The 20,546-nt window shown below is 69.7% G+C and carries 21 protein-coding genes; 8 read left to right on the top strand and 13 right to left on the bottom strand.

Annotated features, from left to right (window positions below; all coding sequences use genetic code 11):
- The first annotated feature begins 37 nt into the window (after positions 1–37).
- Positions 38–490, top strand: a complete 453-nt coding sequence (locus ACH413_RS04160) for a MarR family transcriptional regulator (RefSeq protein ID WP_360042911.1) — start codon at positions 38–40, stop codon at positions 488–490.
- On the opposite strand, the gene ACH413_RS04155 is transcribed toward ACH413_RS04160, so the two are convergent.
- The 9 genes from ACH413_RS04155 to sigJ all read right to left on the bottom strand — a co-directional run bounded on the left by ACH413_RS04155 (position 491) and on the right by sigJ (position 11,787).
- Complete coding sequence (locus ACH413_RS04155) at positions 491–2,320, bottom strand: glycoside hydrolase family 76 protein (RefSeq protein ID WP_360042914.1); 1,830 nt, start codon at positions 2,318–2,320, stop codon at positions 491–493. It abuts the gene before it with no gap.
- Between the two features lie 98 nt (positions 2,321–2,418).
- The gene (locus tag ACH413_RS04150; RefSeq protein ID WP_360042917.1) at positions 2,419–4,251 is read right to left on the bottom strand and encodes a glycoside hydrolase family 3 N-terminal domain-containing protein; all 1,833 of its coding nucleotides are present in this window, start codon (positions 4,249–4,251) and stop codon (positions 2,419–2,421) included.
- Between the two features lie 19 nt (positions 4,252–4,270).
- On the bottom strand, positions 4,271–5,845 hold the full coding sequence (locus ACH413_RS04145; protein WP_360042920.1) for a glucoamylase family protein: 1,575 nt from the start codon (positions 5,843–5,845) through the stop codon (positions 4,271–4,273).
- 20 nt (positions 5,846–5,865) lie between these two features.
- Complete coding sequence (locus ACH413_RS04140) at positions 5,866–6,693, bottom strand: carbohydrate ABC transporter permease (protein WP_360042923.1); 828 nt, start codon at positions 6,691–6,693, stop codon at positions 5,866–5,868.
- Positions 6,694–6,695: 2 nt separating this feature from the next.
- Positions 6,696–7,592, bottom strand: a complete 897-nt coding sequence (locus tag ACH413_RS04135; RefSeq protein ID WP_360042926.1) for a sugar ABC transporter permease — start codon at positions 7,590–7,592, stop codon at positions 6,696–6,698.
- The gene (locus ACH413_RS04130) at positions 7,589–8,863 is read right to left on the bottom strand and encodes a sugar ABC transporter substrate-binding protein (RefSeq protein ID WP_360042929.1); all 1,275 of its coding nucleotides are present in this window, start codon (positions 8,861–8,863) and stop codon (positions 7,589–7,591) included. The genes ACH413_RS04135 and ACH413_RS04130 overlap by 4 nt, the downstream gene beginning before the upstream one ends.
- Positions 8,864–8,910: 47 nt before the next feature.
- Complete coding sequence (locus tag ACH413_RS04125; RefSeq protein ID WP_360042932.1) at positions 8,911–9,945, bottom strand: LacI family DNA-binding transcriptional regulator; 1,035 nt, start codon at positions 9,943–9,945, stop codon at positions 8,911–8,913.
- Positions 9,946–10,155: 210 nt separating this feature from the next.
- Entirely contained in the window at positions 10,156–10,908 is a 753-nt protein-coding gene (locus ACH413_RS04120; RefSeq protein ID WP_360042935.1) for a DinB family protein, read from the bottom strand.
- Positions 10,909–10,917: 9 nt separating this feature from the next.
- Positions 10,918–11,787 carry an RNA polymerase sigma factor SigJ gene (sigJ, locus tag ACH413_RS04115; RefSeq protein WP_360042938.1) on the bottom strand — a complete coding sequence of 290 codons (870 nt, stop codon included), beginning with the start codon at positions 11,785–11,787 and terminating at the stop codon, positions 10,918–10,920.
- A gap of 126 nt (positions 11,788–11,913) precedes the next feature.
- Between sigJ and ACH413_RS04110 the strand changes: the two genes are divergently transcribed.
- Both ACH413_RS04110 and ACH413_RS04105 read left to right on the top strand, forming a co-directional pair.
- Entirely contained in the window at positions 11,914–12,480 is a 567-nt protein-coding gene (locus ACH413_RS04110) for an NAD(P)H-dependent oxidoreductase (protein ID WP_360042941.1), read from the top strand.
- Positions 12,477–12,911 carry a nuclear transport factor 2 family protein gene (locus ACH413_RS04105; protein WP_360042944.1) on the top strand — a complete coding sequence of 145 codons (435 nt, stop codon included), beginning with the start codon at positions 12,477–12,479 and terminating at the stop codon, positions 12,909–12,911. The genes ACH413_RS04110 and ACH413_RS04105 overlap by 4 nt, the downstream gene beginning before the upstream one ends.
- A gap of 1 nt (position 12,912) precedes the next feature.
- Here the strand turns inward: ACH413_RS04105 and ACH413_RS04100 are convergent, their stop codons facing one another.
- Both ACH413_RS04100 and ACH413_RS04095 read right to left on the bottom strand, forming a co-directional pair.
- Positions 12,913–13,071, bottom strand: a complete 159-nt coding sequence (locus tag ACH413_RS04100) for an RGCVC family protein (RefSeq protein ID WP_360042947.1) — start codon at positions 13,069–13,071, stop codon at positions 12,913–12,915.
- On the bottom strand, positions 13,058–14,206 hold the full coding sequence (locus tag ACH413_RS04095) for a N(5)-(carboxyethyl)ornithine synthase (protein WP_360042950.1): 1,149 nt from the start codon (positions 14,204–14,206) through the stop codon (positions 13,058–13,060). Before ACH413_RS04095 ends, ACH413_RS04100 begins: the two co-directional genes overlap by 14 nt.
- A gap of 236 nt (positions 14,207–14,442) precedes the next feature.
- Here ACH413_RS04095 and ACH413_RS04090 point away from each other — a divergent pair, with 236 nt between their 5' ends.
- Genes ACH413_RS04090 through ACH413_RS04080 form a run of 3 tightly spaced genes read left to right on the top strand, consistent with a single transcriptional unit; the run spans position 14,443 to position 16,960 of the window.
- The gene (locus ACH413_RS04090; RefSeq protein ID WP_360042953.1) at positions 14,443–15,360 is read left to right on the top strand and encodes a hypothetical protein; all 918 of its coding nucleotides are present in this window, start codon (positions 14,443–14,445) and stop codon (positions 15,358–15,360) included.
- Between the two features lie 6 nt (positions 15,361–15,366).
- Positions 15,367–16,161, top strand: a complete 795-nt coding sequence (locus ACH413_RS04085; RefSeq protein ID WP_360042956.1) for a GAF and ANTAR domain-containing protein — start codon at positions 15,367–15,369, stop codon at positions 16,159–16,161.
- Positions 16,162–16,204: 43 nt separating this feature from the next.
- Positions 16,205–16,960 (top strand): GAF and ANTAR domain-containing protein, encoded by a 756-nt coding sequence (locus ACH413_RS04080; protein WP_360042959.1) that lies wholly within the window; start codon positions 16,205–16,207, stop codon positions 16,958–16,960.
- A 9-nt stretch (positions 16,961–16,969) separates the two neighbouring features.
- Here ACH413_RS04080 and ACH413_RS04075 read toward each other — a convergent pair whose 3' ends face one another.
- Both ACH413_RS04075 and ACH413_RS04070 read right to left on the bottom strand, forming a co-directional pair.
- Positions 16,970–17,845 carry a transglutaminase family protein gene (locus tag ACH413_RS04075; protein WP_360042962.1) on the bottom strand — a complete coding sequence of 292 codons (876 nt, stop codon included), beginning with the start codon at positions 17,843–17,845 and terminating at the stop codon, positions 16,970–16,972.
- A 46-nt stretch (positions 17,846–17,891) separates the two neighbouring features.
- A complete protein-coding gene (locus ACH413_RS04070) occupies positions 17,892–18,386 on the bottom strand; it encodes a DUF5994 family protein (protein WP_360042965.1) in 495 nt (164 codons plus the stop codon).
- A 349-nt stretch (positions 18,387–18,735) separates the two neighbouring features.
- Between ACH413_RS04070 and ACH413_RS04065 the strand changes: the two genes are divergently transcribed.
- Positions 18,736–19,344, top strand: coding sequence for an ANTAR domain-containing protein (locus tag ACH413_RS04065; RefSeq protein ID WP_360042967.1), 609 nt, complete (start codon positions 18,736–18,738; stop codon positions 19,342–19,344).
- Between the two features lie 163 nt (positions 19,345–19,507).
- Complete coding sequence (locus tag ACH413_RS04060; RefSeq protein ID WP_360042970.1) at positions 19,508–20,545, top strand: acyl-CoA desaturase; 1,038 nt, start codon at positions 19,508–19,510, stop codon at positions 20,543–20,545.
- The last annotated feature ends 1 nt before the right edge of the window (position 20,546 follow it).

Genomic DNA, 20,546 nt, shown 5'->3' with positions numbered 1-20,546 from the left:
ATAGCTATCAGATGACAGCAAAAGTAACATGGGTCGCGTGGATGAGGACGAGAAGGCCCGTTTGTTCGAGCTCGCCGACCTGATCGCCGCGGTCGGCCGCCAGATCCACGCCTCCAAGGAGTCGCTGAACCGGGAGTCGTGGACACCGGGCGACATCGCGGTGATGCGCTACATCGACCGCAACCCCGGCACGTCGGCCCGCGCCGCAGCCGAGGCCACCCAGCAGATCTCCAGCAACTTCAGCCGGGCCCTGCGCGGCCTGGAGAACAAGGGCTTGGTGCACCGCGAACCCGACCCGCAGGACGCCCGGCGCGTCCGCCTCTACCCCACCGAACGCGCGCAGGAGAACCTGCGGCGGCTCAGCGACCTCTGGAGCGACCTGCTCGACGGCGTCGTCACCGACCGGGCCGAGGTGGACGCGACGATCGCGACGCTGCGGCACATCGAGACGAAGCTCGCCGAGAAGGCCCTCGCCCGGCCCGACAGGTGATCAGGAGATCACCGCGTTCAGGCCGCTCGCCTGCGTGCGCCAGTCCACCTGGTTGGGCGTGCCGCCGGCCCAGCGCTGGCCGATCCGGTTCAGCGCGTCGCGGTCGTTCGCCCAGACCGAGTCCGACTGCTGACGCGCGAACCGTTGGTAGGCGGCGGAGTTCGTGGCCTTGAAGAGGTCGTTCAGGTAGCGCACGAAGATGCCCTTGAACTGCTTCTGGTTGTCGTCGCAGGAGCTCGAGCCGACGTCGCAGGACTCGGTGAGCACGCCGTTGCGAGTGAGCACCGGGCTCGCGATCGCCGAGTCCGCCAGGCGTTTCGCGGTGTCGAGGTAGCGGGTGTCGCCGGTCGCGCGCCACACCTCGACGAAACCGCCGATGCCGAGTCCCTGGTTGTAGGTCCACACCGTCTGGCCGTTGTTGCGGCAGTCGCCGGTCAGCCCGTCGTTGACCAGGCCGGACGAGCCGATCAGGCCGCTGTTGAGGTACCAGTCCGCGGCGGTGCGGGCGCGCTGGAGCCACAGCGAGTCGCCGGGCGTGCGGCGGTGGATCGACGCGGTCAGCCGCAGGTACTGGCCGTTCGTCACGGCGTTCTTGTAGGTGCGTTCGCGGTCCCACCAGACCCCGCCGCCGCACGTGCGGGTGTCCCAGTACTGGTGCACGTAGTTCGCGATGGTCGTGGCCATCGCGAGGTAACGCTGGTCGCCGGTGTGGTCGTAGGCGGCCACCCAGGCGAGGCCCCACCAGGCGCTGTCGTCGATCGACCGGCTGATGAAGTTGCCCTCGATCGGGTCGCTGCTGCGCTGTCCCGCCGCGAACGGGCCGCGGTTCACGTCGAACGTCCGCGCGATCACCCAGTCGTAGTCCCGGATTCCGGAGTCCATCACCGCGGTCAGCGTTGTGGCCGAGTTCCACCAGCTCGTCGGCCACCAGGCCGTGGACGGGTCGTAGGAGTAGAGGAGTGCATCGGCGGCGGCGCGCGCCCTGGTGGGGACGGGTCGCGCCCAGGCCGTGCAGCTGCCTTCCTGGTGCGCTGCTTCCCTGCCGCACGCGCGCACGGCACCGCCGTAGTGACGGCCACGCGGGTCTCGGGTGGCGAACATGGTCGTGCGCACCGAGTTCGCCCCGGCAGGAGTCGCGGTGCGGCCCAGCGACGAACCACCCGGCCAGCTCACGCCGCTGTCCCAGGAGCGGTCGAGCCAGACCTCGTCACCCGGCCCGCCTGCCTCGATGCTCGCCCACGCCATCGAGTTCGCGTCGGTGTGCAGGCGGATGACCCGGCCGTACAGCGTGGTCGACGGCACCGGTTGCAGGTCGCCGTTGGCCTGGCTCGCGCTCGTGCGGTCGCACAGCACGTCGCACACGGTCGGGTAGATCCACTCGGTGCAGGTGACGGCGGCGGCGTCACCGCACGCGCGGATCAGGCCGCGCCGGTGGGTGACGGGGTCGGTCACGTTGTACATCAACGTTCTCGTGCCCGTCCACGAGCCGGGGATGCTCGCCCTGCCCAGCAGCCCCTCCCAGCTCGCACCGCCGTCCCACGACCTGTCCAGCCACACCGAGTCGCCGGTGACACCGTTGTCGATGCTCCCCCACGCCATGCCGTCGCGGTCGGAGACGTGCAGCACGAGCCGCCGGCCGTTGATCTGCTTCTCCGGCACCGGGAAGATCTCCTGCGCGGCCTTGGAAGGATCAAGGGTGTCGCACGAGAGCACACACACCACCGCGGCCGCGACCATGGGCGGGGTGCTGGGCGGCGGTCCGCTGGGTGGTCCGCTCGGCGGTGCGGAGGGAACGAGCGCCACCAGGAACGCCACCAGGAAGTTCAGCACACCGACCACACCCTCGCGTCCGTGGGAACGCTCTCATGGTCTGGGGTGCGGCACTTCCCGGTCAACGGCCCGGTCGATTGATGTCCTGGACAGGATTTCTAGCTCTCGGCCGGCATCACTCCGTGCCCGAAGGGGAAGAGCGGGTCCTCGTAGCCCGCGACGTCCTCGGGGTGGCGGCGCACCTGTTCCATCGACCGCGGCAGGTCGAACGGAAGCCTGCCGCGCGGTGGGCACACGCCCGTCAGCGCGTCGACCAGGGCCTCGTCGTTGGTGCCGTAGCTGACCACCAGGGTCGAGGCCAGTGGAAGCAGCGGGGTCAGGACGGCCGGGCGGTCCAACGTCACGTCGACGACCAGCGGGCAGGCCTCGGCGATCCGCGCCAGGCGGGACGCGAGGCCCGGCTGGAAGTCCAGCGAGCCCTGGTGGAACCACGACTCCAGGAACAGGTCCGAGCGCGGGTCGAACGGAGCCATCAGCCGCACGAGCGCGAAGTCGGCCTCTTCGGGTGTGGCGACGACGGTGCCCAGGCGCGCGGCGGCCTCGGGCGAGACGTTCTCCACGTAGACCTTCAGGCCTGACTCCAACGGCAGGCTCAAGCCCGCTTGAAGCACCGTGACCGACTTGGCCTGTGCTTCGTGGCCCTCGTCGCGGAAGTCCTGCCGCCCCACGATCTCCGCCGCCCGGTCCTCGTCGACGAACGGGTCGTCGAAGAGACCGAGCAGGAACTTGACCTTGAGCAGCCTGCGCGCCGACTCGTCGATCCGCTCCTCCGTGACCCGGCCCTGCGCCACGAGTTCGAGCAGCACGTCGACGCATTCCTCGCCACCGAACTGGTCGGCGCCCGCGGCCAGGATGAGTTCCATGCGCCCGTACGCGTCGAGGTGTTCCACGCCCCAAGCACGCGCGGGAAGCACCTTGTCGCCGACGTGGTTGTCCATGACGAGTTCCCAGTCGGTGAGGACCACGCCGTCGAAGCCGAGTTGCTCGCGCAGCATCCCGGTGACGACCTGGCGGTTGTAGCCGAAGCCCACCTGCTCGATCGCCTCGCCGTCCACCTCCAGGCCGACGGGCATGCCGTAGTAGGGCATCACCGCCGCCGTGCCCGCTTCGATGACCGCGCGGAAGGGGGCGACGTGGTCGTCGAACCGCCCGCCGGGGTAGACCTGCTCACGGCCGTACGGGAAGTGCGCGTCCTCGCCGTCCTTCTGCGGGCCGCCGCCGGGGAAGTGCTTGCTGGTGCAGGCGACCGACTCCGCGCCCAGCGACGGGCCCTGGAACCCGCGCACGTAGGCGACGGCGAGTTCGGCCGTCAGCGCGGTGTCCTGCCCGAACGTGCCGGCCTGCCGCGCCCATCGCGGTTCGGTGGCCAGGTCGATCGCGGGGTGCAGGGCGCAGCGGATGCCGGCCGCGAGGTACTCCTGGCGCGCGACGTCCGCGAACCGTTCCACCAGCGCCGGATCGCGCAGCGCGGCGAGCCCCAGCGACTCGGGCCATTGCGAGAAGGCCTTGGCGCTGAACGAAACACCCGCGTTCTCGATGAACGCGTGCCGCGGATCGGTGGAGATGGTCACCGGAATTCCGTGCGGTGTGCTCTCGGCGATGAGCTGGAGGTTGTTGTGCCAGCGCGCCGCCATCCTGGCGTCGTCGAGCACGTGCACGTTGAAGTGCGACAGGTGTTTCTGCTTCACCACGACGCTCGTCGGCGACTTGCTGATGTCGCCGGGAGCCTCCTTCACCGTGCCGTCCGCACCCGCCTCGATCACGGTGTGGAACAGCAGGCCTGCCTTCTCCTCCAGCGTCAGGCGCCCCAGCAGGTCCGCCACGCGGTCCGCCACCGGCAGGCGCGGATCCTCGTAGGGGTCCATCACGCCGTTGCCGTTGAGGTCGCGGTACTCGACACCGTCCTGCGAGATCAGCCGTACGGGCCGCATGCCTTTACCTCCATAGCTTTCAGACTCGGCTCGCACCGAACTCCTCGACACCGATCACCGGCCGCAACGCACGTTCGACGGCCGGTGTCGCGAACGCCCTGCGGATCACGTCACGGCACAGCACGTTGCCGATCGCTCCGATGACCATCGCCTGGTCCAGCGAGAGATAGCGGCGTGCGATCAGGCCCGACCGAACGGCGACCGAGTCGAAGAACCCGCCCGTCCCGTAGGCGCGGAGATCGTTCTGGATGCCGACGAGGTTCGTGTACGCCTCGTCGCGTTCGTGCATCATCGCCAGGAACGCCGCATGCGGGGTCACCACGCCGTCGCCGTACGTCGGTGTGGGTGCGGTGGCGGGGCGGCACGAGCCGAAGCCCACGTCGTAGTTCGTCATCTCCTGGTCGGAGAAGTAGCCGCTGGCCGGGTTGCCCGGTTCGCCGCCGGGACCGATGCCCAGCGCGTCGACGCCGTACTCGCGGTAGCCGCCGGCGGGGTTGCTCGCCGGGCTGAAGCCCCAGAAGCCGTACTTCGCCTCCAGCAGACCGTGTTCCCGCTGCGCCCGGACGTGCAACGGGTGGTTGCGGCCCCACGACCGCGGCGCCCACTTCGCCTCCGGCACGAACACGTCCGGCATCAGTTCCTCGAACATCGAGCCGCCCCAGCCCGGCACGATCCGCATGCCGCGATAGGTGTAGGCGCCCTCGAAGACCTCGATGCCGTAGTAGGTCCGGTTCTCCCCCACCGGCTGCATCTCGTGCCACGACCAGTCGCACGAGGCCGGCAGCGTCCGCCACATCGCGAAGTACTGCTTCGGCGGGATCTGGCCGGTGATGATGCCGAGATAGCTGGTGATGCGCGTTTCGGACACCGTCGTGTCGTAGTGGTGCGTGGTCAGCCACACCGGGTCGCCGCCGATGTGCGTGCCCTGGTAGACCCCGCCGGGCCGGTCGTGGTCGAACGGGAAGAACCCGCCGTGGATCAGGCCGCCCGGCCGCACGGGGTGCGCGGGATCGTCGCCGGGGTTGTAGAAGGCGTCCCAGCGCATACGGGCGAAGATCCGCCTTGCCGACGTCGCCGCCGCGCGGTCGGAGCCCGCGACCACGAGCAGTGCCGCGCCGAGCCAGCCGTTGTCCACGCTGGAGCAGAACGGCTGCACGACGGCGCCGGTGCCGGGCCAGGCCCGCAACGCCTCGCCGGTCTCCTCGTCGTACCAGTTGAAGTACATGCCACTCGCGGTGTGGTGTTCCATCCGGTCGAGGGTCGTGAGCGTGCGGAGAAGCCGCGCCGACGCCTCGTCCTTCGAGATGAACCCGAGTTCACGGGCCACGACCGTCGACCACAGGTAACCGCCGATGTTGGTCGGCGAGGTGTAGCCGGAACGGTCGGCCGGGGCGAGCGACTCCGGGATGTTGTCGGCGGGCAGGCCCGTGCTCGACGGCGTCATGGCGACGAGGCTGCGCCAGGTGTCGCGGGCCCAGCCGCGCACCCGCGCCGGATCGTATCCACGCGAAGCGGAGGCGATCCCAGGTATGGCGAGTGCGGCGGTGGTTCCCAGGAGCAGGGTTCGGCGAGTGATCCTGAATGGCGAGTTCATGTGAGTCCCCTTTGGACTTCTCACTTGATGCCGGTGGTCGCGATGCCTTCGATGAAGCGCCGCTGGAAGACGAGGAACACGAGCAGGACCGGGAGGACGACGATGGTGGCCCCGGCCAGCAGCAGGCCGTACTGGATCGAGTTCTGGCCGGTCGAGTAGAGGGCCAGCGCGACCGGGAGCGTGTACTCGCTCTCCTGCTGCGCCACCACCAGCGGCCAGAGGAAGTTGTTCCAGCTGCCCAGGAACGTGAGGATGCCGAGGGTGGCGAGCGCGGGCCCGCACAGCGGCAGGATGATCCGGGCGAAGATGCGCACCTCGCTCGCGCCGTCGACGCGCCCGGCGTCGATCAGCTCCGCCGGCAGGCCCGTCATGAACTGGCGCATCAGGAAGACGCCGAACGGCGAGACGAGGAACGGCAGGATCAGCGCGGGCAACGAGTTCGCCAGACCCGCGTTGACGACCAGGACGTAGAGCGGCACGAACGTGACGACGCCCGGGATCATCAGGGTCGCCAGGACGACCGCGAAGAGCGCTCGCTTCCCGCGGAACTCGAGCTTGGCGAGCGCGTAGCCGACCATCGAGCAGAAGAGCAGGTTCCCGGCCGTGACCAGGACGGCGACGATCGCCGAGTTGAGGAAGTACGTCCCGAACCGCAGGCGGGAGAACAGCTGCGTGTAGTTGTCCAGGGACGCCGACTCCGGCAGCCACGTGGGCGGGTTGGCCAGGATCTCGCCCTCGCCCTTGAAGCTGCCCAGCACCATCCAGACGAACGGCGCGATGACGGCGATGAGCGCCACCGTGAGCGGAACGTAGATCCACCAACGGTTCTGCGTGCGTTGCCCGGTCACGTTCAGCTCCTCTCCCGCAGCAGGCGGAACTGCAGGGCGGTGACGATCGCGATGACCACGAAGATCAGGTAGCTCATCGCGGAGGCGTAGCCGTAGTTGCCGAACCCGAACTGCCGGTAGGTGTACATCGACGCGGAGATCGTCGAGTTGAGCGGACCGCCGTTGGTCATGACGTACGGCTCCTCGAAGAACTGCAGGTAGCCGATCGCCGTCGTCACCGACACGAAGAGGATCGTCGGACGCAGCAACGGCAGTGTGATGTACCGGAACCGCGTCACCGCCCCGGCGCCGTCGATCGACGCGGCCTCGTGCAACGACGCCGGAACCGCCTGCAACCCGGCCAGGAAGATGATCATCGCGGTGCCGAAGTTGCGCCACGCGGCCATCAGGATCAGCGCCGGCATCGACCAGTCCGGATCGCCGAGCCAGTTCGGCCCTTCGATCCCGACCCAGCCCAGCACTGTGTTGATCAGCCCGAACTCGTCCTGGAGCAGGAACCTCCACACCACCGCGACCGCGACGATCGAGGTGATGACCGGCGTGTAGAACCCGAGCCGGAAGAACGCGCGGAACCGCGAGATCCCCTTGTCCAGCACGACGGCGGCCCCGAGCGCGATGACGAGCGTGAGCGGCACACCGACCAGCACGAAGTACGCGGTGTTCGCCGCCGCCGTGCGGAACAGCGGGTCCGCGAACGCCTGGACGTAGTTGCCCAGCCCGACGAACTCCACGGCGAACGGCGTGCGCAGGTCGCGGTTGCGGGTGTCGGTGAGGCTCATGAAGAGCGACTGGATCACCGGCCACGCCGTGAAGATGAGGAACAGCAGGCAGAACGGCAGGATGAGCAGCCAGGCCGCCCGCTCCGCGCCGCGGCGGCGGGCCGGAGCGGTCAAGCTCACCGGCCGGTGCCGATCGAGTCGGCCGACGCCTGGGCGGCCTTCAGCGCGGCGGCCGGGTCGGCGCCGGAGCGGGCCACCTTCTCGACCTCGGTGTCGAGCGCGGTGATCGCCTGCTCCCAGGTGGCGAAGGTCGGCGGTGACTGCGCGGTGTCGAGCTGCTTGCCGAACTTCGTGAGCTTCGCGTCGGCGGCGAGCGCCGAGTCCTGCCACGCGCTCTTCACCGACGGCAGGTCGGTCGACTGCTGGTACCACTTGGCCTGGGTCTGCGGATTCGCCAGCCAGTTCACGAACTTCCAGGCGGAGTCGCGGTTCTTGCTCTCCTTGAACACGACGAAGTTGCAGCCGCCCACGAAGCTCGACGACGTCTTCTTCACCGGCATCGGCATGACGTCGTACTTGTCCTTGAAGCCTTCCCCGCCGAGCTTCTCGACCGCGGACATCATCCAGGGACCCGAGATGAACATCGGCACGCGGCCGCTGACGAAGTCCGGTTCGGTCGTGGGCTGCGCGGGAGCTTCCTTGTCCGCGATGCCCTCGCTGAAGAAGGAGCCGTAGTACTTCAGCGTCTCCTGCATCTCCGGGCTGTCGAAGTTGTAGGCGGCGTCGTTGTTCTTGGTCAGCGCCGCGCCGTTCGACCACGCGAAGGGCAGCAGCGACTGCCACGAGCCGGTGCCGCCGGCCTGCAACCCGATGCCCCACTTGGCGCCCGACTTGGCCTGCAACGCCTTGGCCATCTCCTTGAGCCCCGCCCAGTCGGTGGGAGGCGTCTCGTACCCGGCCGTCTTCGCGAGGTCCTTGCGGTAGTAGAGAAGCCTCGTCTCGACGTACCAGGGAATGCCGTAGGAGGTGCCGCCGACCTCGGTCGTGCGTTGCGCGCCTTCGAAGAACGCGTTCTTGTCGATCGAGGACGGCGTCGCGTCGAGCGCGCCCATGCCCGCGAACTCACCCATCCACGTCGATCCCACCATGGCGGCGTCGGGCGCCTGGCCCGCGGTGATCGCCGAGGTGAACTTGTTGTGGGCGGCGTCCCACGGGATGGCGGTCACCTGGACGTCGACGCCGGGGTTCGCGTCCTCGAACTCCTTCGCGAGCGCCGGGAGCTTCTCGCCCTCGGCACCCATGGCCCACACGGTGATGGTGCCCGTGGCAGGGCCCTGCGCGATGTCGGCGCTGCCCTGGCCCCCGGTCTGCTCGTCGCCGCGCCCGCAGGCGGCCAGCACCAGCACGAGGGCCGACACCCCCGCGATCGACCTGGAAGTTTTGCGCACCATTGCTTTTCGCTTCCTTTCGGCGTTCGTCTCAAGTAGACGGTGGTGGATCAGGTGACGGGCGGGCAGCCGCACGAGGTGCGCACCACCAGCCGCGTCGGCAGCATCTGGGCGTAGGTTCGCGGCGGCTCGCCACCCACGAGTTCGTGCAGGCGATCCGCGGCCAGCGCACCCAGTTCGTGCACGGGCTGGCGCACGGTGGTCAGACCTGGGCGCACGTACCGCGCGGTCATGACGTCGTCCCAGCCCACGATCGCGATGTCGCCGGGCACGTCCCGGCCGGCGTCCTGCAGCGTGGTCATGATCGACAAGGCCAGCTCGTCGTTGGCGCACATCAGGGCGTCCGCCTCGCGCTCACCGGCCAGCAGCCGTTGCGCGAAGGCGGTGCCGTCGGCCTCGGACAGCCGGGCCAGGACGGGGTCGGCGGCGTCGAGACCGCGGTCCCGATGCGCGGCGAGATAGCCCTCGTACCGGTTGCGGATGTCGGGACCGCTGTCCGGGTCGCCCACGAACAACGCCCGCCGCCTGCCGTGGTCGAGCACGTGCCCGGCCAGTTCCCGCGCGCTCTCCAGGTTCTCCGCCGCGACCGCCTCGATGCCGTCCTGCGGCTCGCCCGCGATGACGACGACCGGCTTCTTCGCGCGCAGCACCCGCACGAGGTCGGCCGGAATCGCCGCCGACCCGAACACGGCGATGGCGTCGACCCTGGTCGCCAGCTGCCGCACCGCCGCGGCCATGTCGGTGCGGCTGTTGGTGAGCACGAGCACCACGGACTGCGCGAGCTCGGCGGCGCGGGCCTCGAAGCCCATGAGCAGTTCGGCGTAGTAGGGACCCGACAGCTCGGGCAGCACGAGCCCGTGCGCCTCGTGGTGCCGCACGGCGAGACTGCGGGCCGCACCGGTCGGCACGTAGCCGAGTTCCTCGACGGCGGTGAGCACCTTCTGCCGGGTGGCCTCCGCCACGACCGTCGCGCCCTGGAGCACCCGCGAGACAGTGGCGATCGACACGCCGGCGTGGTCGGCGACCGAGTAGATCGTCGCTCCAGCGGACCGGGCCTCCGCAGAGGCTGGGTGCTGCTTCGCCATAGCGCTGCCTGCCGCCCTCGTCGTCGTTGATCGAGATGTAAGCGCTTACATGTCACTCTTGGTAATGTAAGCGCTTACATACGGGTGTTTCGGCAAATATAGGCACGAGTCGGTTCCCGGCACAAGGGCCGGTAGCGGTGGCTACCCGACGAGCACCCAAAGAAAACGCAGGTCAGGCCCGCGCGGAGCCGCCAAAAGAAGTTTGCACGGCTAAGGGCGTGCCGCGATGGCGTCGAGGTCGCGGGTGGCGTAGCGCAGGTGCTCCCACTCCTCGACGAGGATCGTGCGCAGGCACGAACCAGTGGAAACCGGGTGATCCGGACTCCACGGGTTGCTGCGCGTCACGGCCAGGTCCCCCTCGGTCACCGCGGCCAGGAACTCGCGGACCATCGCCTGCCGACCGGCCCGCGCCTCCAGCACCTCGGCGTACGGCGGGGTGCCCGACACGAAGACGGACAGGTCGTACCCGTCGGTCTCGTACTCGGCGTTCGGCAGGCCCAGCGGGTGGTAGGGCTTCTCGTGGCCCAGGATCGGCCCGCCGAGCCAGGTGTCCGTGGCCATGATCAGGTGGCGGACCGTCTGCGCGAACGACCACTCGCCGTCCACCGAGACGTCCTCCGTGCCCGGCGGCATCGCGGCGACCCGCTCCAGAACAGCGGCCCAGGCGGCTTCGGCCTTGGCCCACGCCGCCCGCAGCCCGTCCGGATCCTTCGCCCGCCGCTCCCCTCGTCCGGGAAAGCGCCGGTTGAGCTCGGCCTCCACGAACGGCGCGACGTCGACGCCGTTGACCAGCAACGCGTTCTCGCCACCGAGCAGCCACGGCGCGTCGATGTCGGCGCCGGCTACGTCGACCGCCCGCATGACCGCGCCGGACAGGTCCGACCGCGTGAACCGCGCGCCCCGCAGGCTCACGTCGGTGAACGCGGCACCGCTCAGGTCGTCAGGATGGCTGAAGGTCACCATCGGCCGACCCTACTGCCAGGCGCGGAGCTTCTCGGGATTGCGGACGGCCCAGATGCGGGTGATCCGGTCACCGGCCAGGTCGAACGCGTAGACCGACGACGTCACGCCGTCGTTCTCGATCAGCAGACCCGGCCTGCCGTTGACGGTGCGCTCGGTGATCGTGAAATCGCCGGGAACCCCGGTGGCGACGGCGACGAGGAACCGCGCGATCCGGTCCCCTCCCTCGATCGGGTCGAGCACGGTGGTCACCAGGCCGCCGCCGTCCGCCGTGAAGGTCGCGCCGGGGTCCAGCAGCCCGACCAGGGCGGGGATGTCCTGAGCCTCCCAGGCGTGTTTGAAGTCGCGGACCACACCGGCGTGGTGGACGGCCGGCGCGACGGGTGGCGCGGACGTGCTGACGCGGCGGCGGGCCGCGGAGGCGAGTTCACGGCACGCGGCCGGGGTGCGGCCGGTGATCTCGGCTATCTCGGTGAAGGAGTAGCGGAACACGTCGTGCAGGACGAGCGCGACGCGTTGGGCCGGTGTCATCGATTCCAGCGCGACGAGGAACGCCATGCTGACCGACTCGTCCAGGGTGACGCGGTCGGCCGGGTCGGCGGTGGCGCCCTCTGCGGGGTCGGGCAACGGCTCGGGAATCCACTCGCCGACGTAGCGTTCGCGACGGGCTCGTGCCGATCCCAGCAGGTCCAGGCAGATGCGGCTGGTGACGGTGGTGAGCCAGGCCCCGGGCGAGGCGATCTCGTCCTGCTTCGGCCCGGACAGCGCGTACCAGCGGGCGTACGCCTCCTGCACGGCGTCCTCGGCCTCGGCGAGCGAGCCCAGCAGCCGGTAGCCGAGGTTGATCAGATGGCGGCGCTCGCTGAGGATCGCGTCGGTCACCGGTGCTCCCGTCCGTTCGTGGCTTCACCCAGTCTGACGAGACAGCGCACCGGAATGTCAGGCCTGACGTTTTCCAGGGTCGTGTCGTCGTAGTGCTCGGAAGCGACACGCGAACGAAGGAGACCGATGATCAGGATCGGCATCGTCCTCGGCAGCACCCGGCCGGGTCGCCGGGGCGAGCAGGTGGCCCGGTGGGTGGAGCAACGGGCGCGGCTGCGCGCGGACGCGGAGTTCGAGGTGGTCGACCTGCTCGCGCATCCCTTGCCGCACCTGGACGAACTGCCCGGCGAGTACGGGCACCCGCACACCACGGCGTGGGCGGAGACGATCGCCTCGTTCGACGGGTTCGTCGTGGTCACGCCCGAGTACAACCACTCGGCGCCGGGGGTGCTGATGAACGCGATCGACTTCCTGCGCGCGGAGTGGCGGGACAAGGCGGTCGGGTTCGTGTCGTACGGCGGGGTCGGCGGCGCCCGCGCGGTCGAGCAACTCCGGTTGATGTGCGGGGCGCTGGAAATGGCGGACGTGTCGGCGCAGGTGACGTTGCCACTGGCGACCGAGTTCGAGAACTTCGCGGTGCTCGCGCCGGGCGAGCACCAGATCGCCGCCCTCGACCGGACGCTCGACCAGGTCGTCGCCTGGAGCACGTCTCTCCTGCCGCTGCGCGCCGGTGCCCCGGTGGCCGTGGCATGACCGTCCACGAAGGACAGACAGCGGTCAGGCAGCACATCGGCAGGATCGTCGACGGCATCGAGGCCAAGGACCTCGACGGACTCCGGCGGCTGTACGCGGCCGACGTCGTGTCGTTCGACGTCGAGCCGCCGCTGCAGCACGCCGGCATCGACGCGAAGCTGGCGAACTGGGCCAAGGCGTTCGCGTTCTTCCGGGACGTGAAGTACGAGTTCCGCGATCTGGCGGTGACGGCGGACGAGAACGTCGCCTTCGCGCACGGCTTCGGACGCCTGCACGGCACGACGAACACCGGTGTGGCGGTGGCCGGGATGTGGGTGCGGGCGACGTTCGGCTTCCGCCGGATCGACGGGCACTGGCTGGTCACGCACGATCAGGTCTCGGTGCCGTTCGACGTCGCCGGTGGCACGGCGGTGACCGGCCTCGAGCCCTGAATCACGAGCAGATGCACCCTCTGGGCAGTGCGGAGGCCGCCGTCGCGTTGCAGTACCGCACTCCCAGCGGGTCGTGCTCGTGCCATGGGTGGGGGCACACGTCACAGGTGAGGACGGGGGCGGGATCGGTGGTGGTGGTCAGGGGCTCAGACGTGGTCATGCGGGTACTCCGATGAACGGTGCTGGAACGTGAGGATGCCGGGGTTCTGGATGACGCCGTCGCGGATCTCGATGGCCCGCCGGATGGTGTCGGCGGCGTCCCAGGAGCCGGTGAGAACGGTGCGCAGGTGCGGGAGCAGCGCCTCGCTGATCTCCCAGGTCGCCGAGTTCCACAGGTAGGACGGGCTGTGGTCCACCCCGTAGTGCACGACGTGGTCGCCCACCAGGAACGACGGCTCGGCGAACGAGGTGGGGCGGGCCCAGCTGAAGCCCATCCCCCGGTCGCACGACACGTCGACGACGAGGGTGCCGGGCGGCAGGGTGGGCAGGTCGTCGTCGATGAGGAACGTCAACGGTTTGTCCGGGTCCTGCAGCACGCAGTTGACGATGATGTCGTGCTGCGCCAGGAAACCGGCGAGCGGGACGCGGCCCTCGTCGGTCAACGCGTGGCTGCGCCGCGGATCGGCGTCGTCGTGGTCGAAGTGGACCATCCGCGCCGAGTGGATCGGTGAGCCGACCGCGGCGACGCCGCGGTTCGTGAGGACGTTGACCTCGTGCACGCCGTGCGCCTTGAGCGCCGTGACGGCACCTCGTGCGGTGGCGCCGAAGCCGATCACGGCGGCGGTCAGCCTCCTGCCGTAGACACCGGTCGAACCGGCGATCTGCAGGGCGTGCAGCACCGAGCAGTACCCGGCCAGCTCGTTGTTCTTGTGGAACACGTGCAGACCGAACGAACCGTCGGTGGTCCAGTGGTTCATGGCCTCGAACGCGATCAGCGTCAGCCGGCGTTCGATGGCCAACTGGGTGAGCTTCGCGTCCTGCACGCAGTGAGGCCAGCCCCACAGCACCTGGCCCTCGCGCAGTTCCGCGACGTCCTCGGCGAGAGGCTTGGGCAGCAGGACGACGTCGCACTCCGCGATCAGCTGTTCGCGGGTGCGCAATCCCCCTACGGACGAGGAAAGTTGTTCGTCGGACACGCCGAAGCGCTCGCCGTAGCCGCGTTCGAGGAAGATCCGTTCCCGCAGATCCGCGTCGATCCGTTCGAGGTGCAGCGGATGGATCGCCAGCCGGTGTTCGTTCTCCTTGCGCGACAACGCGATGACGCCGAGACTGAGGTGCGCGGCACGGGTCAGCATCGACCGCTTTCCGCGAGAAGTTCTTCGGTGCAGAGCAGATCCGAGCTCAACTCGGCGCTCCCGCCTCCAGCCGGACGGCCGGGCTTACTGGTGCGCCCAAGGCGGCACCAGCTTGACCGCTGCTGCACGACATGCCCTCGGTGGAGCCCAGCCTACGCTAAAATCGGACACGACCCGGCCGCTCCGGACCCCGGCGGTGCCGCTCGCAACCGAATCCGGTGTGAGGTGCCCCCGTCATGATCGGTCTGTCCGAGGTCACGCGGCTGGAAGAAGCCACCCGCGCGTTGCGCGAACTCGACTACCGCAGCGGGGGCGAGACCTGCCTCGACGGCGTCCGCCTGTGCCTGCGCGAGAGCCTCCCGCTGCTCACCGAACCCACGTCGGAGCCCGTCCGGCACCGGCTGCACGTCGCCGTGGCGGACCTGCGGAACCTCGCGGGCTGGGTGTGCTTCGACGCCGGTCTGGTCGACAACGCGCAGAACCACTTCTGCCACGCCCTGGCGCTGGCCGGGCTCGCCCGCGCGGACGCGCTGACCGCCAACGTGTGCTACCGGCTCGGCCGCGTCTTCCTGCACCACGGGCACTTCGACGAGGCGTTGCGGTACTTCGACCTCGGCCGGCTCGCGGCCTCCCGCTGCGGCGACGGGCTCGCGGCCGGCATGCTGTCGGTCAACTCGGCGTGGGCGTGGGCGAAGAAGGGCGCCGAGCACAGCGCCCTCACACTGCTCGAGCGCGGCGAGGAGCAGTTCGCCACCGCGAGCCGCACGGGGGTGGCCGGCTGGGCGGCGTTCTTCACCCCGGCCGACCTGGCCGGGCTCGCCGGAGCCGTGCACACGGACCTGGCGGTCACCGCGGGCGGGCACCACGCGCAGACGGCCGTCGCGCTGCTCACCACCGCGATCGACGGCTACGACGAGGGCATGGCCCGCAGTCGCGCGTTCGGCCTGATCTCCCTGTCCGCCAGCCATCTGATCGAGGGCGACGTCGACGCGGGCGTGGACGTCGGACTGCGAGCGCTGACGTCGTCGGGGGCCATCGGCTCCGCCCGCGTGCGCGACCGCTTCCGGCCCCTCGTCTCGCACGCGCGCCGCTTTCGGGACCACGGCGGCGCGCGCGAACTCGCCCACCGGATCGACGCCGTCTCGGCGGCGTGAGCGGTCGTGGCCCCTTCCGCGGTGCGCGTCCTCGCGTGGGATGCTTCCGCACAACGGAAGGCGGAGTCGGTGAGCGGTGAGCGGCTGGCCAAGGTGCTGGCGCATCTCGCCGCGGACGCGGCGGCGAGGGGTGTCGCGACGTCGAGCGAGGCCGCCTGCGAGGCGTGCGTGACGCTGCTCGGGGTGACCGGCGCGCAGCTGACCCTGATGAACGGCACCGGCCGTGGCGAGTCCTGCTACGCCACGAACGACATCGGCGCCCAGCTCGAGAACCTGCGCTTCACCCTCGGCGAAGGACCGTGCGAGGACTCGGTCCGCTCCGGGACGCCGGTGCTCGCCGCCGACCTGGACTCGTGGGACAACGACCGGCGCTGGCCGCTGTACGTGCGCGCCGCCGTCGCCGCCGGAGCCAGAGCGGTCTTCGTGTTCCCGCTGCGCAGCGGCGCGATCCGGATCGGCGCACTGGTGCTGCACCGGACGAGCCCCGGTCCGCTGACCCAGGAGCAGGTCTTCGACGCGCACGTCGTGGCCGACGTGGTCCTGTCGATGCTCCTGGACGAGATGGCCATGACGCACCTCGAAGCCGAGGTGCTTCCGCTGGACGGCATGCCGCTCAGCCGTGCCGAGGTGCACCAGGCCACCGGAATGCTGTCCGTCCAGATGGGGGTGAGCATGGACGAGGCCCTGGTGCGGCTTCGCGCACACGCGTTCGCTCATGACCAGTCGGTCGTCGACGTGGCCCGCGACATCGTCGGCCGGCGCCTGCGACTGAGCCCGGAGAGCAGGCCCGATCCCCGATGATCACGCCCGCGCGCCGGCGAGAAGACCTACAGAGGTGACTCCCATGTTCCTGGAGAATCTGGCGGAGACGTTCGTCGAGCTGGCCGACACCATGGTCGCCGGCTTCGACTCGGTCGAGTTCATGCACCTGCTGGCCGACCGCTGCGTGGCCACGCTGGAAGTGGACGCGGCCGGCATCCTGCTCGTCGACCACCGCGGTGAGCTTCAGGTGGTCGGTGCCTCCAGCGACCGCGCCCGGCTGATCGAGCTCTTCGAACTGCAGCACCGGCAGGGTCCGTGCATGGAGTGCTACGTCACCGGCGCGCCGGTGACGGTCGCCGGCTTCACCGGATCACCGCAGCGGTGGCCCGAGTTCTCCGCGGTGGCGAAGGCCGCCGGATTCGGCGCGCTGCACGCCCTGCCGATGCGGCTGCGCGAGCAGACCGTGGGCGCGTTGAACCTGTTCAGCGTCGAGGAGGGCGCGCTGAGCGAGCCGACGTTGCGGGTCGCTCAGGCCATGGCGGACGTCGCCACCATCGGCCTGTTGCAGGCGCAGATCATCAGCCACCGCGAACTGCTCGCGGGACAGCTGCAGCACGCGTTGCAGAGCAGGGTCCTCGTCGAACAGGCCAAGGGCGTGCTCGCCGAGCGGCTGCAGATCGACATGAGCACGGCGTTCGAGACGCTGCGCCAGTACGCGCGAAGCCACCACGACTACCTCAGCACCGTGGCGGAGGAGGTCATCGCCGGCACGATCGACATGGCCGCGCTGACCGCCGCCGCCGAGACGAGGACGTCCACCGGGCACCCGCGGCCGTAGCGGCGAGGATCACCCGCGCGCGCCGGCGGTGAGGTCCTCCTCCGCGCGCACGATCATGGACTCCAGCACCGGACCGCCGAACGTGGTGACCATGGCGACGTCCGCCGCGTCCCGGCCGCGGCCGATGACCACGCGTCCCTTGCGCGGCACGTTGTTGCGCGGGTCGAAGGTCCACCAGCGGTCCTCCAGCCAGACCTCCATCCACGCCGCGAAGTCCATCGGCGCGCCGTCGGGCGGCACGTCCAGATCGGGCAGGTAGCCGAAGACGTAGCGGGCGGGAATGTTGAGGGCGCGGCAGAACGAGATCGCCAGGTGCGTGAAGTCGCGGCAGACCCCGAAACCCGCGGCGTTGACGTCCGCCGCCGTGGACAGCGCGGTGGAGGCGCCGTAGCGGAAGCTGAGCGACTCGTGGACGTACCGGCAGATCTCCCTGACCCGGCCGTAGCCGGGCGGATGGGCGCCGAACCTCGACCAGGCCTCGTCGCCGAGCACGTCGGACACGCAGTAGCGGCTGGGCAGCGTGTAGAGCAGCACGTCGTCGGGAAGGTCGTCGGGCAACGCCTCCGGCACGGTCTCGTCGACGGCCTCGGTGTCGTCGGGGACCTCGGCCCACGCGCTGTAGTGCACTGTGGACAGTCCGGAGGGCAGCACCAGGCGCGCCAGCCAGTTGCCGTAGAGGTCGAAGTAGTGCCGCACGGGGGTGTCCGGCTCCACGGACATCCGCTCACAGCTGACCTTCACGTCGCCCTGGCGGTCCGGGCGCACCAGGAACACCGCCGGCGTGGGCACTTCGGCGCGGTAGGTGAACGCGCAACCGACGCGGAGCATTCGGGGTGCCCGCGCCGGTTGCGCCTCCTCGCGGCCGTGGTTGCGGTGCGAGGTCAACGAACGCGCTCCGAACGGTGGTCCGGAGCGCTCAGGGAGGTGGTCATCAGAATCCTCGCGTCTCCTGCCTGATGACGTCCACAGTGGACTTGCGGGCGCGGAGCAGGGTCTCGACCGTGTCGGTGTTCTCACGGTGGGCGGCGCGCATCATGGCCTGGTGGGCGGCGAACGGGTCGGCGTCGGGCGGTACGAGCAGCAACGTGGTCCGGCTCCGATCGGCCGCGATGACGTCGATCGTGTGCTCGGGCCTGGACCAGAACCCGCTGAGCCTGACCCGGACCCCGTCGACCGCGATCTGCCGCGGCGCGATGTCCCACTCGGTCAGGTTGTAGCTCACCCGCGGGATGTCGCCCAGCCGAACCGCCAGCACCGCGAGCAGTGCCGGCAGCTCGGCGGCGAGGTCCCGGGAACGCGGCCACCAGGCACCGTCGACGTGCCCCGTGGTGGGCGCCTTCGGCCGCAACCGCAATCGCAGCGGATACCGAGGCTGCTCGCTGGCCCTGACGGCCGGTGGGGCGTGGGAGAGGTGCGGAGCCGACATCATGCCGAGACTCCCGTCTCCGACCGAAAAACGGCCGGTTCTGGTTTTGCCGAGCACGACTTGGGCTTGACCGCCCAGGTGCGAGAAGTTCTCGACGAATTCGACACTACACTCCGCGCAGTCTGATCAACCGAAATCGCTCGAAGTATTTACTCAGCCGTTGAAGTGCACGTCAGCGCCGTTCAACCGTTTGGAGGCACAATTCCCAGTTGGCTTCCCGGCACACGGCTGACAGCAGGAAAAAGTCTCCTAGAAGGTTTAGCGGGCGTTGACCTGGCGTTACCATCAAATCACCGCCCGGCCCCTGCGGTCACCCCAGTACCGACAGCGAAATGACAAGGTGACGCAAGTGTCGGAACACCGCGTGACACAGACGTTCCTCGAGCTGGCCGACACGCTCGTGGAGCGGTTCGACGGCATCGAGTTCCTGCACGTCCTGGCGGAACGGTGCGTGGAGCTGCTCGACGTGGACCGGGCGGAGATCCTGCTGGCCGACGACCAGGGCGTGCTCCGGCTGACGGCCACGGCGGGCGACCGGGCCGGCGGTGGGGACCGGGCCTCGGTCGACGCGTTCCCGATGCGGCTGCACACGGAGGTCATCGGCTCGCTGAACCTGTTCCGGACGTCGCCCGGCGCTCTCCCGCCGCACACGGCGACCCTGGCGCAGTCGCTCGCGAACGTCGCGACGATCAGCCTCCTGCAGGTGCGGCCGGTCGGGCAGGACAGCGCCGGTGCCGAGCGGCTGCGGACCGTGCTGGCCGGCCGCGTCGCGATCGAGCAGGCGAAGGGCGTGCTGACCCAGCAGCTGGAGATCGGCGTCGTGGACGCCTTCTCCCTCATGCGGACCTACGCCCGCAACACCGGCCGGCTGCTCTCGGACGTCGCCGAGCAGGTCAACGCCCGGTCACCGGAGGTAGCCGGCCTGACGAGAGTGAGCAAGCCGCGGCCCCGCTGGTGAGTGAAGTGCGCGGAGACGGGGTACAAAGGAGGTAGACCCGTGCGTTCGAAGCTCCGCACGGGAGGTTCGCCGCCGGACCCTCCGCGAACATCACCGCTGTGCGTTCATTCCCGCCTTCGGCATGTCCGAGCCTCCCCGCAGCACCTCTACCCGGAGCAGGTACATGACCACGACGCACACCGCACCGACCTCGACAGCGGAACGACAGCCCGGCAGCGACTTCGCCCGGCTCACCAAGGAACTCAAGGCGGCCGGTCTGCTGGACCGCCGGCGCGGCTACTACGTGCTGCGGATGGCGCTCAACGCGCTGGCGCTCGCCGCGATCGCCGTGGCGTTCGTGTGGGTGGGCGACTCCTGGTGGCAGGTGATCACGGCGGTCGCGCTGGCCGTGGCCTCGACCCAGCTCGCCTTCATCGGGCACGACGCGGGCCATCGGCAGATCTTCCGCAGCCATCGCAACAACAACGTGGTCGGGCACCTGCACGGCAGTCTCACCGGGATCAGCTACCAGTGGTGGGTCGCCAAGCACAACCGCCACCACGCGAACCCGAACCACGAGGACGAGGATCCGGACATCGAGATCCACGCCCTCGCCTTCAGCCGCGCGCAGGCCGAGACCAAACGCGGGGTGTACCGCTGGATCACCCGCAACCAGGCGTTCCTGTTCTTCCCGCTGCTGCTCGCCGAAGCGGCCGTGCTGCGGATCTCCGGCCTGGTCGCCCTGTGCCGCAAGGAACTGCGCAACCCGTGGCGTGAGGCCGCCCTGCAACTGCTGCCGCTGGTCATCTACCTCACGGCGGCGTTCCTCGTGCTGTCGCCCGTGAAGGCGCTCGTGTTCATCGCCGTGCACCAGGGCCTGATGGGCGTGTACCTGGGCTGTTCGTTCGCGCCCAACCACAAGGGCATGCCGATCATCGCAGAGGGCCAGCGCCTCGACCACCTCCACAAGCAGGTGCTGACCTCGCGCAACGTCACCGGTGGCCGCTGGGTCGACGCGCTGTTCGGCGGCCTGAACCACCAGATCGAGCACCACCTCTACCCGCACATGCCGCGCCCCAACCTGCGGCGCGCGCAGCCCGTGGTCGAGGACTTCTGCGCCCGGCACGGCATCCCGTACAGCAAGACCACCATGGTCCGCTCCTACGCCGAGGTGCTGCGCCACCTGCACGACGCCGGGGCGCCGCTGCGTCAGGCGAGCTGAG

It is taken from the genome of Lentzea sp. NPDC020367, from assembly GCF_044387305.1.
In the GTDB taxonomy this organism is placed as follows: domain Bacteria; phylum Actinomycetota; class Actinomycetes; order Mycobacteriales; family Pseudonocardiaceae; genus Lentzea.
Note: the sequence above shows the minus strand (reverse complement) of the source record. Positions and strands in the feature narration are given on the sequence as shown.

Bases quoted from the DNA above. Each gene is read 5' to 3' on its own strand.
- ACH413_RS04150 (WP_360042917.1), bottom strand. From the start codon at position 4,251: ATGCGGCCCGTACGGCTGATCTCGCAGGACGGTGTCGAGTACCGCGAC.
- ACH413_RS04145 (WP_360042920.1), bottom strand. From the start codon at position 5,845: ATGAACTCGCCATTCAGGATCACTCGCCGAACCCTGCTCCTGGGAACC.
- ACH413_RS04130 (WP_360042929.1), bottom strand. From the start codon at position 8,863: ATGGTGCGCAAAACTTCCAGGTCGATCGCGGGGGTGTCGGCCCTCGTG.
- ACH413_RS04125 (WP_360042932.1), bottom strand. From the start codon at position 9,945: ATGGCGAAGCAGCACCCAGCCTCTGCGGAGGCCCGGTCCGCTGGAGCG.
- ACH413_RS04120 (WP_360042935.1), bottom strand. From the start codon at position 10,908: ATGGTGACCTTCAGCCATCCTGACGACCTGAGCGGTGCCGCGTTCACC.
- ACH413_RS04110 (WP_360042941.1), top strand. From the start codon at position 11,914: ATGATCAGGATCGGCATCGTCCTCGGCAGCACCCGGCCGGGTCGCCGG.
- ACH413_RS04105 (WP_360042944.1), top strand. From the start codon at position 12,477: ATGACCGTCCACGAAGGACAGACAGCGGTCAGGCAGCACATCGGCAGG.
- ACH413_RS04100 (WP_360042947.1), bottom strand. From the start codon at position 13,071: ATGACCACGTCTGAGCCCCTGACCACCACCACCGATCCCGCCCCCGTC.
- ACH413_RS04095 (WP_360042950.1), bottom strand. From the start codon at position 14,206: ATGCTGACCCGTGCCGCGCACCTCAGTCTCGGCGTCATCGCGTTGTCG.
- ACH413_RS04090 (WP_360042953.1), top strand. From the start codon at position 14,443: ATGATCGGTCTGTCCGAGGTCACGCGGCTGGAAGAAGCCACCCGCGCG.
- ACH413_RS04080 (WP_360042959.1), top strand. From the start codon at position 16,205: ATGTTCCTGGAGAATCTGGCGGAGACGTTCGTCGAGCTGGCCGACACC.
- ACH413_RS04070 (WP_360042965.1), bottom strand. From the start codon at position 18,386: ATGTCGGCTCCGCACCTCTCCCACGCCCCACCGGCCGTCAGGGCCAGC.
- ACH413_RS04060 (WP_360042970.1), top strand. From the start codon at position 19,508: ATGACCACGACGCACACCGCACCGACCTCGACAGCGGAACGACAGCCC.